The following is an 18620-nucleotide window of genomic DNA, read 5'->3' on the forward strand; positions in this document are numbered from 1 at the left end:
AGGCTATATTACGGGAATACGCAGTTTTTGCTTGGGCAACCACAGAATAATAGAACACATGCAAAGAATTCTACATATGAATATTGGAGGCATTTATTAAACTTGGGCTGCAGCATGCGGTCAACGGGAGGCGGCTATGATGCTGCTCGGGAAATTGCAGAATAAGGTGCAAGAAGTAATGGACGAATACCCTTGGTACAAGGGGCTGATCGATGGGGAGAAAACGAATTATAACCTGCAGAACTTACCTCTTATGTCTTCGAAAACACTTGAAACCTTCTATTATAACCAACCCATCGATCCTTCTTGGACTGTCTATAGGACGTCTGGTACAAGCTCAGGCCGTAGAAAAGCAATCCTTTACTCTGAGGAAGATGACAAACACTATGTGGATATTAAAACGAAGCTATTCGGCGAGCTTATTGCGGGAAGCGGATGTAACAGAGCGTTGGCGGATATGGGCACTGGACATGCAGCAAATACTGCGCTGACCATTTTTGAAAGGTTAGGATTGGAGAAAAGTTCAATACCCTTTGAACTGCCAATCGAACAGCATATTGAACAGCTTAAAGCTTTTAAACCTGACTTGCTCTATACGATGCCGTCCATCCTTGACCATATCGTATATGCTGCCGGAAACCCGCGTGAATTCGGAATTCGCAAGATTATTTTGGTAGGGGAAATTGCTCCGCCTGAGTGGCAGCGGAATATGGCTGGCTTGTTTGGTATTGATCCTAGAGATATCATCGATACTTACGGCTCCATTGAAATCGGTACGATCGCTTATTACTCCCATGATCATGGCAGGTACATTTTTGCCGACGGAATTTTTGCGGAAGGAATCGGGGTTCAGGAGTTAGACGAAGAAGTAAGGCCGCTTCGAAACAATGAAAGTATTCTGGTGCTTACCTCAACTGTCCGCAAGATGCTGCCAGCTCTTCGTTTTGTTACTTATGACGTTGTAAGGGATTTTAGGCCTGTGATGATAGACGGGGTTGAACAACAAAGCTTTGAGTCCATTGTAAAAAGAGTGGGTCAAGAACTGAAGCACGGTGAGAAGATCAGCCTGTACGATATCGAACAGGTCGTATACCGTCATATTGAAGATGCAATCATTCGGGTCAAAGTAAAAAACAATGCGCTCTCTATTTATATCATGAGTAAATCTGTGAAGCCCTCTATTATTCCGGTAATCAAAGAGGAAATCAGGGAGTGTATTCCGGAAATCGGGATGATGATTCGCAACCATCTGCTTGATGATATTGAGATCATTATAGTAGCTAAAGGGGAGTCGCTGGCCAGCGGGCAGGTCAAGAACAAGAAGTTATATTATCAGAAGGACAAAGCTAAGGTGGACATAAATATCCAAGGCGGTATCTTGTCGACTATCGGAAAAACGCCATTAATTAAGCTGAATAATCTGTTCCAGAACAGTGAGTTCGAAGTCTACGCAAAAATGGAACTGCTAAATCCGGGAGGAAGTGCGAAAGACCGTCCAGCTCTGCGGATGATCCATGAGGCATGGAAGGAAGGGAAAATCGGGCCGGGAACTACTATTATTGAGTCAAGTTCGGGAAATATGGCGATTAGCTTGGCGATGATTTGCCAATATTTAGGGCTGCGGTTTATTAGCGTGGTTGATCCAAGAACTACCACAACAAATCTGCAGATTCTGAAAGCATTAACTGCAAAAATTGACTTTGTTAGCGATCCCGACCCCGAGACCGGTGAATATCTGCCTGCTAGACTGAATCGAGTGCAGCGACTCTTGGAGGAAATACCGGGCAGCTACTGGCCGAATCAATATGCAAACGCAAATAACTATTTGTCCCACTACCATACGACCATGAAAGAAATCGTGACTGAGCTTGGCGAAGTAGATTATTTGTTTTGCAGCGTAAGTACATGCGGCACGATTCGAGGTCTCGCGGAATATGTAAGGGATTATGGTCTGAAGACTAAGATTGTTGCCGTCGATGCGGAGGGAAGTACTATTTTTGGTGGCAACAAAGAGAAACGGCGGTTCCCGGGACTGGGTGCTGGCATCGTACCCCCTTTCTGCAGAACGGATTTAATCGACCGTATCGTGCATGTCTCAGACTTGGATATCGTAAAAGGATGCCGAGCACTCGCTCAGAATGAATCGATTCTGGCCGGTGCATCCTCAGGGGCTAACCTTGCCGCTGTTAGGCGTATGGAGCAAGAATTGGCTCCAGGATCTGTCTGTGCGGTGATCCTGCATGACAAAGGGGAGCGTTACCTCGATACGGTATACTCTGACCCATGGATTCAGAATGAATTTGGGCAGGAGTTCTCGGCTGACGGTGGAGATGTCCTTGCTTAACGAACGGCAAAAGGAGGTTGTGGAATGCTGTATTTAAACGATCGGGACATCCGGGAGGTGGGGCTTGATTGGCCTTCTCTCGTGGAATCGATAGAAACTACGGTGCGCATACTTGATTCTGGAGATTACGCGCAGCCCGTAAAACCTTATCTAAGGTATAAAAATCCTCAAAATCGTATTATTGCAATGCCCGCATACGTAGGGGGGAACGTGAACGCAGCAGGGATCAAATGGATTTCCAGCTTCCCGGATAATACACAGGTTGGTCTTCCCCGCGCGCATAGCATCATTGTCTTGAATGATCCCATTACGGGCGAGCCTATATCCGTCCTAAGCTCTCCGCTCCCCAGCATCGTAAGGACAGCTTCCATCAGTGGACTGATGATTGGCTACTTTTTGCAGGCACGTTCACTTGAACGGATTTATCTTGGCATTATCGGCTGGGGACCAATCGGGCAATATCATTTTCAAATGGTTATGGCATTGTACGGAGATCGAGTTGAACGTGTCCGCATCTTTGATATAAGGGAAGTAGATTTGTCAGACATCTCATCTATATATAAGGATAGGATAGAAGTGGAGGAGACGTGGGCGGACGTTTATCTAAAGTCCAATATCTTTATCACCTGTACCGTATCCAATCATAGATATATCGATATGCTTCCGGCGGAAGGTAGTCTTCTACTGAATATTTCACTGCGTGATTATAAGCCTGAGGCATTAGCTTCGGTGAAGTCCATAATCGTCGACGACTGGGATGAGGTGTGCCGCGAAAATACTGACATACAGCAGCTCCATCTGAAACATGGGTTAACTCGTGCCGATACCCGAATGATTACCGATGTCGTCTCGCGCCATTGCCTGAATGAACTCAGAGCCGATGAGCCGATTTTCTTTTGTCCGATGGGGATGGCGGTTTTTGATATCGCAACAGCGGTATACTTCGTGAAGAAGGCTAGAGAAAAAGGGATCGGGACTGAGCTACAGTAAGGTTGTAGGCATACGTTCGCTATGGGATTTTTTATAGATTTTTCTGATGTAACTAGACTATGATCCGTCACTTTTAAGGGTGGATTGCTGTCTAGTTTTTTTATTGTCTTGTTAACGTTCCATTCATAATACTCTGATAATCTCTATAAGTGTTAGGCGGATGATCATCCACCCCAATAAATGATGACTCGGAGGATAATAATGTTGACACCTATGAAAAAAAGGCTGATCGCTGGTCTGACCCTATTGGCTGTGATTAGTGCCGGCTTAGGCGCAAGCTTGGTATTTCCCGGGAAACAGGCCTCGGCTGAGAACCAAACGGGTCAAACCGTGCTGCCGGCAGCTCAAATTGAAGCATTTGCCAATCTCGATGATACCGCGGGACTGACTAGCTTCGTTGATGGAATTATGGAAAAAGATATGAACCGGCTGCAAATTCCGGGAGCGGTTATCTCCATTGTAAAAGACGGCAAGATTATTTTGGCCAAAGGTTATGGCAGTTCCAATCTGGAAGAAGCGGCACCGGTTAATCCGACAACCAGCATGTTTCGAATCGCTTCAACAACAAAGCTGTTCACCTGGACAGCGGTGATGCAAATGGTCGAACAAGGTAAGATAGATCTGGACAATGATATTAACACCTACCTGAAATCAGTGAAGATCCCTGCTACTTATCCTGAGCCGATCACGATGCGCCATTTGATGACACATACAGCGGGGTTTGAAGAGGGTGGAGTGGGTTATCAAATCACTACCGACCCTGCCAAATTGCCGGGATCAATCTCGGAAACACTCAATAAGCATATGCTGGCACGGGTAAGACCCCCCGGAGAGATGAGTTCTTATTCGAACTTCGGGGCTACTCTCGCGGGTCTGATTGTGGAGGAAGTCAGCGGTGTTCCTTACAATGACTATATACAAAAGTATATTTTCGATCCGCTCGACATGAAATATTCGACGGTGGTAGAGCCTTTGCCGGAGTCATTCATACCCAATCAAGTTGTAGGGTACACGAGTGAGAACGGCAGCTTTATTCCTGGCACACCTACCTTCGAGGGCGGCTTTCGTCCTGCCGGCTCGGGTACAGTATCAGCAGTAGACATGGCGCACTTTATGATTGCCCATCTGCAGAACGGGAAATATGGTGACCAGCAGATTCTTAGAACGGAGACTGCAGAACTAATGCATTCAACGGCGTACCAATTCGATAAACGTATGCCGGGAGTAGATCTGGGGTTCTCTGAGAAACGCATCAATGGTCTTAGACTAATCACTCATGGTGGTTCCGACCCCATGTTTAATACAGAGTTTTATCTTGTGCCTGCCAAGCATGTAGGTATCTTTGTTTCCTATAACGGCGGTCAGGGCGGTGATTCCGCGGCAAGCCTAGTCCATGCCTTTTTTGAGCGCTATTATCCCGATCCTGAAGCGAAGCAGCCTGAATTCTCCACTTCTGCAGAATCTGTTCAGAAATATGCGGGAACCTATCAATTCACACGCCGTAACCACAGTGATATTGATAAATTTTTCAATTTTTTTGCCCAGCTAAATGTTAAGGTAAAGGATAATAAGCTATCTTTGGGAAGTGGTAGTGAACAACAGTTGTATAGAGAAATCGCTCCGAATCTGTTCCAGCTCGAGGGAGGCACCGAACAAATCGGCTTCCGCACAAATGATACCGGTAAGGTTACACATATGCTCTTAGGTATGGCACCGGAAATGCCACTGGAGCGTACGCCACTCTTGAATCAGAATAAGTTTTGGCTTATCGTACTTGGCGGCTCGGGGTTGATTTTCATCACTGCATTGCTTGGACTAATCTTCTCCAGACGCAAGATCAAGGCGATGACGCCTCCGGAAAAGTGGGCCATCCGCTTATCTGCGGGAACTGCTGGGTGGGCGCTGCTATCTTTCGTTACGATATTTATGGTGGTTATGTCCATGGATACGATGCAGAAGTTCAGCGGTATCAGTCTTTCGCTTTCTCTCAGTTTAGTTATGCCAATCCTTTTGGTTGGACTGACTTTAGCTTTGCTAATCTCGGCTATACTGGTTTGGAAGAATAAATACTGGACAGCTTTCAAGCGTGTGCATTATACACTAGTGGCACTTTCGGCTGTAGTGATGACTCTGTTTTTCTACTATTGGAACCTGTTGGGTTGGCAGTTCGGATAACTTCGTTTCTTGTCAAGAATATATCATATATAATGTAAGCTTAAGAGAGGAGGACAATCGTGGCTACTATACTTATTGCTGATGATGATGATAACATCCGAAAGCTAATGTCTTTGTTTTTGCGAAAAGAAGGTTTTGACCTCAAAGAAGCCAGGGATGGCACCAAAGCGCTGTCCATTATAGAGAACTCGCGAGTCGATCTCGTCATCCTAGATATTATGATGCCAGGATTGGATGGTTGGGATCTGTGCAGAGAAATCAGGCGCTCTGATGCCAACATTCCCCTCCTCATGGTGACGGCTAAAGGAGAATCTGCACATAAAGTGAAAGGTTTTCAACTCGGCACGGATGACTATTTGACCAAACCGTTTGATCCGCTTGAACTGGTGATGCGAGTAAAAGCTTTGCTTAAACGCTCGCTGGTTGTTTCTTCCCAGTCTGTGCAGTTGGGCAATGTGGTGCTTAACCGCCGCACTTTCCAGGTTACGCGTGATGAAGAACCGGTAACGATTCCTTTGAAGGAATTTGAGCTACTGTTTCTGCTGGCTAGTCACCCTAGGCAAATCTTCACAAGAGAACAGTTGATTTCTCAAATCTGGGGATTGAACTATGAAGGAGACGGCCGGACTGTAGATGTGCATATAAGCCGGTTGAGGGAGAAATTCTGCGGTAACGACGAGCAATTTCAAATCGAAACGGCCCGCGGCCTAGGATACCGGCTGATCCCTGCGCTATGATCAAGACATTGTATGTACGCGTCGTTCTCACGTTTTTAGGCATCATTATCTTTAGTCTGATCTGTTCCTTTTTCATTGGTTTGTATGTCTTTCAGAAACAAATAAGTAACGAGGGACAGAATGAAATGATCACAGTGGGGAAGGAGATCATTCACCGTTATGATGACGCCAAGCCTGAGGATACAGACGAGTTCTTGAATAGTATGGTTAAGGTATCTGCATACCCTATCCACTTGTATAATCATTCCGGGGAATATACCTTTTATGGGCTCAAGGATAGTCCGGCCGTCACTATCACCCCCGAGGCTGTGAAACAAGTGCTGCAAGGAAAACTCTATCGTTCCTCCGCAAAAGATAAGGATACCTTTATCGGGATGCCCTTTATGTTTAACGGGGAGTGGCAAGCAATGTTCTTGCAGTATTCTGCCGAGAACGAAAATATCGTCAATCGGATGCTGCTCTTTGTGCTTTTACTCGTGCTTTTACTGGGTAGTCTATGCATTCTTATTGCCGCCAGATATTTGGTGGAGCCGATCAAAGCTTTGACGAATGCGACAAGAAGGCTGGCCAAGGGTGATTTCGAGGTAGAGCTTAAAGTAAACCGAGTAGACGAAATAGGGGAACTGACACAAAGCTATGTGGAGATGGCCGGGGAGCTGAAGCAGCTGGAACAGATGAGGCAGGATTTCGTATCCAACGTTTCTCATGAAATTCAGACACCGCTTACGTCTATTTCCGGCTTTGCCAAGGCATTGCAGAACAATGATCTAATTGTGGAAGAGGAACGTTCTGAATATCTTGATATCATCATTGCAGAGAGTGAACGTCTGTCGAGGTTAAGTGATAATTTGCTGAAGCTCGCTTCCCTGGATTCTGAACATCATCCCTTTAATGCAGGTTCCTTCAATCTTGACGAGCAGATTAGAACCATCGTTGTGACCTGTGAGCCACAATGGTCAGCCAAAGGCATCGTTATCGATCTTGAGCTGCCGGAAGCTGTCAAAATTAAGGGTGATGAAGATCAGCTGAAACAAGTATGGATGAATTTGCTGAGCAACAGCATCAAGTTCACACCTGAAGGCGGGAACATCCGCATTAGTATAGATGACAGTGCAGCAGATGTATCGGTCACCATCAGTGATAACGGGATCGGGATTTCCCCGGAAGAGTTCAACGCCGTATTCCAAAGATTTTATAAAATAGACAAGTCACGGAATGGAAACAACAATGGCAATGGCTTGGGACTTGCAATCGTTAAAAAAATTGTCTCCCTGCATCAGGGAAACATAGAAGTGGACGGTGCGGTTGGAGCGGGAACGACGATTATCGTCAGGTTGCCCCATAAGTGAAATTAAGGGTTTGTCTGATTCTTGGATTGCCGTACGCCAAACATAATGAAATCCTTGAATTGCCGGTCCATAACCCGATCTTCCTCCGTAACCACACCCCCCCGCTGATGAGTAATAATGACGGCTTTTTGTAAATACATGAAATACAGGTGGGTGGACTTGTGCAGAATGTCCAGCCACTTATTTTTTTCCTCCGGAGCGACTGATATGGACTCAAGGAGAATTAACCGTGAATACCAGCCTTCCATAGCCTGCTTAAAGTCAGGAAGTTCCGCGGGATTTTTGGAAAGCGTGCTGTAGTAAACTCCAAAAATGGCATCATAGTAGATCAGGGCTTCCTGCTGATCTCTTAATGCCAGATATTTATCGAGAATGTTCTCCAATGACTGTACAGGGTGTTCAAAATCAAAATCAAACAGCAGCTGTCCAAACATCCGCTCCAGATTAAGGACATAGATTTGAGCGGCTAACTCTTCCTTGTCTTTATAATGATGATACAAAGTACGCCGGGAGATGCCGGCTTGTTCCGCAATCTGTGCCATATCCGTGCGCTCAATACCTTGAGCACAGAATAAGCTAAGCGCTCTATCCTTAATGATCTCCCTTGTCATTTGCATTTGCTTTTCCCGCAAATTCATTGATTTTCTCTCCTGTCTTGTTGCAACTCTTCCGCTGCTTCTAGCACTATTTCTGAGCTGGCTTCGAATTCATGAGGAATTTGCTGCCCACTGAATAGGGGTTCTGCCGGTTGATCGCATCACCTAACCAATTCAGAAGCTTCACACCATCCTGTTCAGCCTGAAAGAAGGTCTCTCTGGTGGCAAAAGTGTGCGGAGTTGTACCCGTCTTAGCGTTCAGTCCATAGTCGGTGAGATAGTAATAATAATTAGGTAAAGTGGCTGCCAATGAAGAAACAGATTGCCGCATTTCCTGTGACCACTCATAAATGATGCTTTGATCTCTTGGCCCCTTGTAATCGTTGATATTGTTCTGAAAGTGGATTAGAATCTCGTCAAATACCGAGTAGGATTGCAATATTATCGCATTCGCAGGAAGTAGATGGCCGTTCGCTTTAAAAGCTGCCCCGATGATATCCGCTTCAGGGGCATATCCGAAGTTCTTCACGAAGTCTGCCTGCCATTCCTGCTTCACAACATTTGGCCACTTGTCTGATTTCAAGAAGGAACTGTCTGAATATTGGAAAATCTCGGAGTTCTTGTAATGAGAGGCGATCTCGGGAGCCCAAAAAGCGGACCCGAAGCCACCAGCACTTTCGCCAGCAATCAGTAGTTTGCCGGGTTTATCCACGTTGGCATATATCCAATCGAGGCTGCTTCGCACATTATTGCTGCCGTTATAACGCATAGTAAAGGGGCTGCCGTCATCTTTTTTATATTCAACTGTGCGGTTGCCGATATGGAAGTCACCGGTTGAATAGGGAAGGTAGACCACATTCCAGCCATGAAAAGGATTGGCAGGGTTATCCGTATCCATCATGCCTCTCAGCAATGTCAACATATAGAAGGGGATGTTCTGGAAATAGTTGCCTGTATCTCCACCTTTAATAAAGTTCATAAGCTTGATGGGGTGTGCGGCACTTTGGGCATCCCAGCTGGCTCCGCCACCGGAAAAAAAGATGATCCAGTTATTATTTTCACCCTTTTTATTCCACAAAAAATACTCTGATCCATCACTTGATATGACATTTCCGTCTAGCGTGACTTTATTCCACTTGTAAGGCTTCACTTCCGCAATTACAGGGGTGGTAGTCGCCGGTCTTTTGATTACAAAAGCGCTGATTGCAAACATGGCAATCAAAACAAGGCTGAATAATCCAATACCTGTGAATATTGTGATTTTCCTCATTTTTCTCATATCCATCTCTCCCTTACTCGGAGTATACGTCAAGATCACTCATTACACAAGGTGTATACTTAAAAGCATAAGAAACAATCGTGAGAAAATATATAAAGAGGTGTCCTCGCAGCCTTTGATCCATGGCTACAGGGACACCTCGATTGTGTATGTTACTTTATTAATTTTGCTGCTTCAATTTCAAATGTTTTTAGTTCGTAAGGTTCAAGTATAAATGTAATGACAGGTTCAGTGTGGACTTCCCCTTCAGGAAGCTCCATTAGATTACACTCTTGCCACGAAATAATATTCAAGTCGCTAGTCATATCAATTTGCTGGCGGCTTCCGGAATAGTCGTGCACACGTACGATTAATTTTTGACCATCCTCAGACTTCTTGATCGCAGAAACCATAACCGTCTGAGTAGAAAGGCGAATAAGCGACTTGGATGCTCCTTCTACTTGCCCCATGGTGCTCCGTAGAGGGTTGTTGACGGACCAAGCTTGACGGACGGTGTCACCCTGTAGCCAATCCCCAGTATGAGGCAGGATAGAGTAGGTGAAAGTATGTTCACCTTGATCCGCTTCAGGGTCAGGGTGCGTTGCCGATTTGATTAAGGATAGACGCATCACATTATCCTTGATGTCATAACCGTATTTGCAGTCGTTCAGCAAGCTAACGCCATAACCACGATCTGATAAATCTGCCCACTGATGCCCCACAGTCTCGAATCTAGCATAATCCCAGCTAGTGTTCCAATGTGTTGGACGCGTAACATTACCGAACTGGATATCATAAGTGGCTTCGGTAGCTCGTATTGCAACAGGGAAAGCTACTTTCATTAGCTGTTGTCGCTCATGCCAGTCTACCTTTGTCACGAAATCGATACGACGATGGTGTGCATGTAAGATCATTTGCTGCTTAATCGTGGAATCCATATAACTCCATGTGAATTGTACAACACATCGCAGTGAACCCTTTTCTATGACTTCAATGCTGCGGCAGTCGGTGACTTCACGTTTCTTTTGCTGATAGTAGATGTCAATGTCCCAAGCTTCATGGGCTAGGGGTTTATCTTCAAACACTTGGAACACGTTACCGTGACTTCCGTTTGCTAATACTTGTCTTTGTTCATTTATATCATAGATGGATACTAATTGACCTTGTTCGTTCCATTCAATTTCGAAGTGAGGCGTTGAGATTCCTGATTCATTTAGCTTGAATGGAGCGCTTAGTGACTTAGAATTCACATCTTCTACGAAGGAGATCGTTGTGTATCCAAGAGAAGGAATGTTAGATACTTCAACGATCCAGCGGTCACCTTCACGCTGAGCTTGTAGTTGTTTTCCTTCTGAGCTTATCCAATGTCCTGTTTCCATCCCGGCTTCAACAGTAATTTCTACGAGTTCTGTCAGCTCCCAAGCAGCATTGTTCCAGATCGTATATTTACCGGCTTCATTTCCGCTCACAAGTGCCTTACTGGATTGCTCCCAGACAGACTGACCTATTGCTTCTGCTTGTGCATATTCAATAGTACTGTCTTCATATACTTCACGAATCGAAGAGCCCGGAATAATATCATGGAATTGGTTGCGCAAAATAATTCTCCAGCCCTCGTCTAAATCGGTCTGACGATAGTTCGACCAGTCACCTGTCATCACACTTTGCAGTGTATTTAGCCATTCCGCCTCACGGTATAGCAGCTCAAGCTTACGGTTCATCCGCTTATTGTAGGCTTGGCTTGTGTAGGTGCCGCGGTGATATTCTAAGTAAAGCTCGCCATCCCATACATGGACATAACGATCTGTATTTGCAACAGTTTCTTGCAGGGTACGGAAGTAGTCTCCCGCTGTTCCTGTTTCAATCTTCGGCAGACCGGGAAGATCGTTTAGCCTGCGGCGCATCTCTAGCATTTCACGGTTCACACCCCCGCCACCATCGCCATATCCGTAAGAAAGTAACAGATTGCGATTTACTTCTTTATCCCGGTAAGTATCCCAAATTCCTTTTACAGTCTTAGGAATAATCCGGCCATTATAAGTGTAGAACCAAGAATCTTCTTCGGACCAAGGCTCAGGCGTTGTAATAAAGTGTGTTAATACCTCTGTGCCATCAATCCCACGCCATTGAAAGGTATCATGTGGCATCCGGTTATATTGATTCCAGCTAATTTTTGTGGTCATGAAGGTATTAATTCCTGATTTTTTTAGAATTTGTGGCAAGGACCAGCTGTAGCCAAATACGTCCGGCAGCCATAAATAGTCACATTCAACCCCAAATTCATTACGTAAGAAGCGAGTTCCATAGAGTAATTGACGGACTAGAGACTCCCCTGAGGTCAAGTTGCAATCTGCCTCAAGCCACATACCTCCGCCAGCTTCCCAGCGTCCTTCAGCTACACGTTCACGAATATTTTCATAGATTTCTGGATAGTCATTTTTGATATATTCATAGAGTTGCGGCTGAGTCTGTAAAAAGGTATAGTCCGGGAACATTTCCATCAGACGTAGTACGGTTGAGAAGGAACGCGCACATTTCTCACGGGTGTGTTTCAATTGCCACAACCAAGCTACATCAATATGGGTATGGCCAATACAGGTAACTGTGACGGGTGAGGACTTCTCCATTTTGTTAATTTCATCACGCAAATAATTGCGGGCTTCCCCGATCGAAGCGTAAAAGTTGTCTGAACTTGGACGAGACCAGTCGATCAGAAGAAAGGAGCGGTCTACTGCACTCATAAGTTGTGTATATTCTGGTGTTTTGGCATCGAGTACGTTCAGCGTCTCAACTACAGCAAGCGCGGTAAAATAGAAATCATCCGTTGGTTCATCCAGCCAACAAATTTCAGCCATGCGAATGCCATGTGTCTGATCTTTTTTAGGGCCGCCACCTTCGAGTCCCGACCATAACCGGAAGGTCAGTGGAAGCTGAGTGCCTGTCGTTTCATTTGGCAAGAACACTTCGGTATGATTGGAATCCACACCTTGATAGGGTTTGCCGTTGAAAAAGAATAAGGATTCAAATCCGGAGTTATTTCCAGCACCCGTCTCGCCAAAATCAAATCGACCCATTACTCTACGGCCTGCCCAAGAGGCAGGCACGTCTATATTTGTCGTTAGCCATAAATACAAATCGCGGCCTTTCCAGGTATCTCCAACTCGTAGCTTAGACCATTCTCCATCCACGGGCGGTTCGGCTGCAATTTCACCTTGTTCGTCAATCATTGAGTTGAAAAAAGGAATGTGTATACGATCCCTGTAACGATATTCGGAAATTTCGTTTAGTTGGGAGTTGAGTTTGCGTTTGGTTAGAAACATGAGTAATAGCCCCTCCAATATGTTGATGGGGGACGAGGAAATTAAGATCTATTTGGGTTATTATAGGTTTGTTTGGGGGGTAGAAATCAACTATAGACGATTTTGTGTGAGTTGTAAACTCTCGGTGGAGAGAAAAGTTGGAGCGCTAGAATATATAAATAAAAAAATGCATGCGCTTCCATTGCAGAAAAAGAAGTGTGATGTTAAGCTTCTAATCCTAAAGGTGATATTCAGAAAGAAGGTGGCTTTGTTGAATGTAAAGAAATTTTATCAAAACCATTTGCAGAAAAAACTGTTCAATAAAATTTTAGCTATATACTCTTCGATCATTATAATTACGTTAATTGCCTCATCCATTACCGTATATAAATACTATGAACAGACGATCACTCGCCAACATGTAGATGCCAATCGGGAGGTGCTGGATTATGTAAGTTTGTATATGAATCAGCAGTACGAAAGCATCCAAGTGGCTATCCAGCAAATTTATAGCGATGCCTCTGTCAGTGAGGATTTGTCCTACTTTTTGCAAAATGATTATGGGGATTATCTTAAATACCGTTTAGATCAATATGCAGACATAGGGAGCTCCGTTCCTCATACGTTCGATACTTATTTCAAAACCTATTTGAATCAGAAAAACGGGATTTATGACGTTATTTTATACAGTACAGAGAAAGAATTTTATTATTTATATAAAAATAATACCCGACAATTCTACTTGAGCGACATGGACGGTTCTAAGCAAAAGTTATCCTTACCGAAGAATGGCTGGGTCTCGCATGAAACCAAATTAGTGCTTAAGGAAATAAGAGAAGACAATAACAATTTGTATACAATGACTAGGGAAATTAAAGATCCGATTACACTGAAAACGATCGGGATGCTCATAGTAGATTTTGACGCAGAACTTATTTCAAAATGGCTTGGCACAAAAGTTGCAGAAAATAATGGTCAATTGTTGGTCTTAACCCCAAGCGGTGACGTTATATATGATTCATTGGGAAGGTATATGGGACAGCGATATCCACATCTCGATGCGCTTCATGCGGATGGCTGGACAACACTGGATGGGATCTCCAAGGTTAACTTAAATACAACGAATAGCTCAGGTCTTATTATGGCAGGGATCATTCAGAAGTCACAGGTCAACAACGAAATGAAAACGGTTCGAACTTGGATTATCGGGATTACCACAGCGCTTATTATTACTGCAATGTCTTTTACATACGGAATTATTTTACGTTTTTCTAAAAAAGTGAAGATCATTATCAAATCTATGAAGCGCTTACAGGAAGGTGATTTAAGCACACGTATTCACCTAAATCGAGAAGATGAATTGCAGCTAATTGCCAACAACTTTAACTATATGTGTGAAAGGTTAGAACTCTATATTAATAAAGTGTACATTTCGGAGCTTACGCAGAAAAATGCAGAGCTAGTTGCACTTCAATCGCAGATTAATCCACACTTTTTATATAACACACTTGAGGCGATTAGGATGCGGGCAATTACGCAAGGAGCGAAGGATGTAGGTCAGATGATTTACATTTTATCGACATTATTTCGAACGATGATTAAGAAAAGCATGGTCGTTACAATATCTGATGAGATTGAATACTGCAATTTGTATCTGGAGCTGTTTCAGATTAGACATAAAGATAGGCTCCAAATCATATCACAAATAAGTCCAGTTGCCATGAATTGTTCTATCGTTAAATTGCTCATCCAACCGGTCATTGAAAATTATATTGTTCACGGATTTAGACCTGACCGTTTTGGCAATCTCATCCGTATTGAAGTTACTGAATCTGGCGGGGAAATTCAAATTGCTATAAGTGATAACGGGAATGGAATTACTGCCAGCAAGCTGACAGAGCTACAGCAAATGCTTCAAGTCAGTATGAGAATGGATGAACCTCCTTCTTCGGTAGGCCTATGTAATGTGAATGAACGAATTAAACTTTATTATGGGACTGAATATGGATTAACGATCGCTAGTGAAGTAAATAAAGGAACAATAGTCATCATGAATATACCAGTAGTAAGGGAGAGTACTAATAATGCACAATATACTTATCGTGGATGATGAACCTCTTATTCTTGAAGGATTACGTTCAGTGATTGAATGGGAAAAATATGGATTGAGAATCGCGGGACAAGCGTCTAATGGGGAAGAAGCTTTAGAATTTCTACGCAATCATAATGAAGGGATCGACATATTAATTACTGACATTACGATGCCAAAACTTACGGGACTTGAACTGATTCAGCAAATAAAGGTTTTTGATTCAAAAATGAGGTTTATAATCTTGAGCGGGTATGAGCAATTTGAGTATTTAAAAGCTGGAATGAGTCTAGGCATTGAAAATTATATTCTCAAACCCATTAATATACATGAGTTGGAATCAACCATTGAACAAATTGTTGAAGTGCTGAATCAAGAGGATGTTGAACAATTTCATGCTAAAGATGATTGGCAAGTTCTACGCAATAATATTCTAAACCGCTGGGTAACTGGCAATATAGGCCGGCAGGAGCTACAGCACCGTTCAAAAGTCTTAAATATCTCACTGGACTGTTCATTTTTTACGGTGGCTGCGATTCGGCTTATCACCGAACAGGATGACGATGAGGGCCAGGATAAACTCCATAGGAATCAGCTTATGGATGAATGTTATCGTATCGCTGTGAAATCATTAGAGCAACTTGGAACCGTTATTGTATTTATAGATATGGAAGGTGATCTTGTTCTTATTATTGCTGAGTGGGCTGAAGCTGAGAACAAAGAAGAGCTTTATTGTGTACTGGAGCAAGTGCAATGTGAGATTATGCATGAGTTAGAAAAGTCTGTCTGGATAACGATAGGAAGTAAGGAGCATGCTTTTCAGGAAGTCCCAAATAGTTATAAAAAGGCGAAGAGTTTATATGTTGATCATCTTATGCTACCGGGTTACCCGATTATAGATGTGGAACAACTATCAAAGATGGTCCTGCATGAGGAGAAGCTCGAAATTGATTATGAGGAATTCACCAAATTATTATTATCTGGAGACCGGGAGGCTACGAACCAATTTATCGCAGAAACGTTCGAAAAGCTGTTTGGCTGTGGCATGATTACCCGCATTGATAATTACAACGTAGCGATTGAGTTAATGTTGATTGCTAAGAAAATGGAGAAAAACTCTAATTTTAGTGCCGTGTTTAATCCATTGCTGCGCATACATACTATTGAGCAATTGGTGCACCATGTGCAGGAAAGTGTGAAAGAAACACTGGACCAATTATCATTAGTAAATGATGAGCTCAGTCCGAATATGAGATATATGGTTGATCAAGTAAGCAAACACTATAGAGAAGAGCTATCCCTGAAAACGCTCAGTCAGCGTATGGAAATGCATCCTAATTATTTGGGCCAGCTATTTCAGAAGGAAATGGGCCGTAGTTTCTCTGATTATGTTAATCAATTTCGAATTGAAAAGGCAAGACAATTGCTGCTTCAAACTACGTTACTAACCAACGAAATTGCAGCTGAAGTAGGATATCCGGATCCAGCATATTTCTATCGCCAGTTTAAAAAATCAGTAGGTGTATCGCCGACAGAGCTTCGGAATATGTACAAAAAAGCAAAATCCTAAAATAAAGGAAATGTTCCTGAGTATCACGTTCAAGTACGGGCTTCATGGACGTTGATAACGAGAATGTTTCCTTTTTTTTGCTCAAATTTAAGGGGAAATAGACTTTTTAAATGTCCCTTCTGCTGTGGATCTTTAATTTTTACATCTGATTCTGGAGTTTTTCAACTTTATGAAACCGCTTTTATAGCGCAGAATTAAGGGTAGTTAAAGGGGCGAGGGAAAAAGATCGAAGGGATATATAGGGGTTGTTTGGGGATAGAGAGAAGGGGGATGTGGAATAATGCCTGCATTTTTCAAAAGTTTAATTAAGGATAAAGTACTCTGGTTTATGGTATTACCAGGGACATTATGGTTCCTGATCTTTTGCTACTTACCGATGTTTGGAACAGTAATTGCATTCAAGGATTTCAAGATTCATCGGGATGGATTCTTTGCAAGCGTTTTAAACAGTAAGTGGGTTGGCCTTGAAAATTTCAACTTTTTGTTCTCGACGGAGGACGCCTATATCATTACAAGAAATACGATTCTTTATAACTTGGCGTTGATCTCTCTCGGTTTAGTTCTTGCGGTGGGCATTGCGATCACCTTAAATGAACTTGTAAACAAACGGATGGCTAAAGTTTATCAAACGGCGATGTTTATGCCTTACTTCCTTTCTTGGGTCATTATTAGTTTCTTTACCTTCAGCTTTCTGAGTGTAGATAAAGGAATATTGAATCAAGTGGTTGTTTACTTCGGAGGCGATCCTATTTCCTGGTATGGGGATACTCGCTTTTGGCCATATATCCTAATTTTCATGGGGATTTGGAAATCAATTGGTTATTCAAGTGTTGTTTACTTAGCGGCTATAGCGGGTATCGACAAGTCCTACTATGAAGCAGCTATGATTGATGGGGCCAGCAAATGGCAGCAGATTAAGTTTATTACACTTCCTTTGCTTAAACCTTTAATGGTAACGCTAACGATTTTAGCGATTGGTGGTATTTTTAGATCGGACTTCGGTTTATTCTATCAAATCCCTCGGGATTCAGGTGTTCTATACTCCGTAACGAATGTTATCGATACTTATATTTATCGCAGCATGAGTACGACAGGTAATCTAGGGATGAGTACAGCAGCGGGTCTATATCAATCGATTGTTGGATTTATCATGGTGCTTGTAACGAATTCTATTGTGAAAAAGATCAGCAAAGAGAATGCGATATTCTAGAAAGGAGTTAGTGACGTTATGGCAGTATTCAAACGTAAGCCAAAAGAAATCGACAACAACGCCATTACTCCTTTATGGAATGTGGTACTCAATATTATAATTGGCATCTTCGCTTTTACTTGTGTGTTTCCGTTCTTGTTTGTCATAGCCATTTCTTTTACAGATGAGAAAGTACTTGCTCTAAATGGATTTAGCTTGTTACCCGAAAAATATAGTTTAGCAGCTTATCAGTTTGTTTTTAACACAGGTGATCAATTGCTTCGTTCCTTTGGAGTTACTTTGATGGTTACTGTACTAGGTACGCTCATTAGTTTATTTTTAATAACAACTTATGCGTATGTTCTCTCTCGAAGATCATTTCGCTATCGTAATTATTTCAGCTTCTTCGCCTTCTTCACGATGTTATTCTCAGGCGGAATGGTTCCCAACTATATCGTGGCTACGCAGTTTTTACATTTGTACAACACGATATGGGCTTTAATATTGCCCATAGCGATGAATGCATTCTTTATTCTAGTAATGCGGACCTTCTTCCAGACTAGCGTACCTGATGCACTCATTGAGGCTGCCAAAATTGATGGGTCTGGTGAGTTTCGGACCTTCCTGCAAATTGTACTTCCAATTTCTTTACCGGGGATTGCAACGATTGGATTGTTCTGTACGCTGGGCTATTGGAATGATTGGTTTAATGCCCTGCTGTATATAGATGATGCGAGTCTTGTTCCACTCCAAGCGATGCTGATGCGAATTCAGAATAATATGGAGTTTGTCATTCAGAACAGTATGCAGATGGGATCAAGCTTTGAGATTGCTGCAACCTTGCCAACAGAAACCGTTCGTATGGCGATGGTTGTACTGGCGACCTTACCTATAGCACTAGCGTATCCGTTCTTCCAAAAGTATTTTGTACAAGGCTTAACCGTGGGCTCTTTAAAGGAGTAACACTACTAAGATGTATTTATTCGAATCGCTAGGACAGGAATCGATATAAATAAAGCGTTCA

General features: G+C 43.1%; 12 protein-coding genes. 9 read left to right on the forward strand and 3 right to left on the reverse strand.

The features are described 5' to 3' along the window. Positions 1–136: 136 nt before the first annotated feature. The 5 genes from sbnA to MKY14_RS01835 all read left to right on the forward strand — a co-directional run bounded on the left by sbnA (position 137) and on the right by MKY14_RS01835 (position 7595). The gene (gene sbnA, locus MKY14_RS01815; RefSeq protein ID WP_340975637.1) at positions 137–2344 is read left to right on the forward strand and encodes a 2,3-diaminopropionate biosynthesis protein SbnA; all 2208 of its coding nucleotides are present in this window, start codon (positions 137–139) and stop codon (positions 2342–2344) included. Between the two features lie 24 nt (positions 2345–2368). After that, positions 2369–3334 (forward strand): 2,3-diaminopropionate biosynthesis protein SbnB, encoded by a 966-nt coding sequence (locus tag MKY14_RS01820; RefSeq protein WP_340975638.1) that lies wholly within the window; start codon positions 2369–2371, stop codon positions 3332–3334. A gap of 201 nt (positions 3335–3535) precedes the next feature. Beyond that, entirely contained in the window at positions 3536–5509 is a 1974-nt protein-coding gene (locus MKY14_RS01825) for a serine hydrolase domain-containing protein (protein WP_340975639.1), read from the forward strand. A gap of 59 nt (positions 5510–5568) precedes the next feature. Beyond that, a complete protein-coding gene (locus MKY14_RS01830; RefSeq protein WP_076100805.1) occupies positions 5569–6246 on the forward strand; it encodes a response regulator transcription factor in 678 nt (225 codons plus the stop codon). Then, entirely contained in the window at positions 6243–7595 is a 1353-nt protein-coding gene (locus MKY14_RS01835; protein ID WP_340034309.1) for a HAMP domain-containing sensor histidine kinase, read from the forward strand. Before MKY14_RS01830 ends, MKY14_RS01835 begins: the two co-directional genes overlap by 4 nt. Before the next feature lie 2 nt (positions 7596–7597). Here the strand turns inward: MKY14_RS01835 and MKY14_RS01840 are convergent, their stop codons facing one another. The 3 genes from MKY14_RS01840 to MKY14_RS01850 form a co-directional block, all read right to left on the reverse strand. Next, positions 7598–8233, reverse strand: a complete 636-nt coding sequence (locus MKY14_RS01840) for a TetR/AcrR family transcriptional regulator (RefSeq protein WP_340975642.1) — start codon at positions 8231–8233, stop codon at positions 7598–7600. Between the two features lie 46 nt (positions 8234–8279). Next, positions 8280–9470 carry a pectin acetylesterase-family hydrolase gene (locus MKY14_RS01845; protein ID WP_340975643.1) on the reverse strand — a complete coding sequence of 397 codons (1191 nt, stop codon included), beginning with the start codon at positions 9468–9470 and terminating at the stop codon, positions 8280–8282. Between the two features lie 152 nt (positions 9471–9622). Beyond that, the gene (locus tag MKY14_RS01850) at positions 9623–12769 is read right to left on the reverse strand and encodes an alpha-mannosidase (RefSeq protein ID WP_340975644.1); all 3147 of its coding nucleotides are present in this window, start codon (positions 12767–12769) and stop codon (positions 9623–9625) included. Between the two features lie 250 nt (positions 12770–13019). Between MKY14_RS01850 and MKY14_RS01855 the strand changes: the two genes are divergently transcribed. From MKY14_RS01855 to MKY14_RS01870, 4 genes are all read left to right on the forward strand, one after another. Further along, positions 13020–14858, forward strand: coding sequence for a cache domain-containing sensor histidine kinase (locus MKY14_RS01855; protein ID WP_175617386.1), 1839 nt, complete (start codon positions 13020–13022; stop codon positions 14856–14858). Then, positions 14833–16407, forward strand: coding sequence for a response regulator transcription factor (locus MKY14_RS01860; protein ID WP_340975645.1), 1575 nt, complete (start codon positions 14833–14835; stop codon positions 16405–16407). The genes MKY14_RS01855 and MKY14_RS01860 overlap by 26 nt, the downstream gene beginning before the upstream one ends. A 280-nt stretch (positions 16408–16687) precedes the next feature. Next, on the forward strand, positions 16688–17617 hold the full coding sequence (locus MKY14_RS01865; RefSeq protein WP_076129998.1) for an ABC transporter permease: 930 nt from the start codon (positions 16688–16690) through the stop codon (positions 17615–17617). Positions 17618–17635: 18 nt separating this feature from the next. After that, positions 17636–18559 (forward strand): carbohydrate ABC transporter permease, encoded by a 924-nt coding sequence (locus MKY14_RS01870; RefSeq protein WP_038569957.1) that lies wholly within the window; start codon positions 17636–17638, stop codon positions 18557–18559. The last annotated feature ends 61 nt before the right edge of the window (positions 18560–18620 follow it).

Source organism: Paenibacillus sp. FSL R5-0887, assembly GCF_038002305.1.
GTDB lineage: Bacteria > Bacillota > Bacilli > Paenibacillales > Paenibacillaceae > Paenibacillus_AQ > Paenibacillus_AQ odorifer.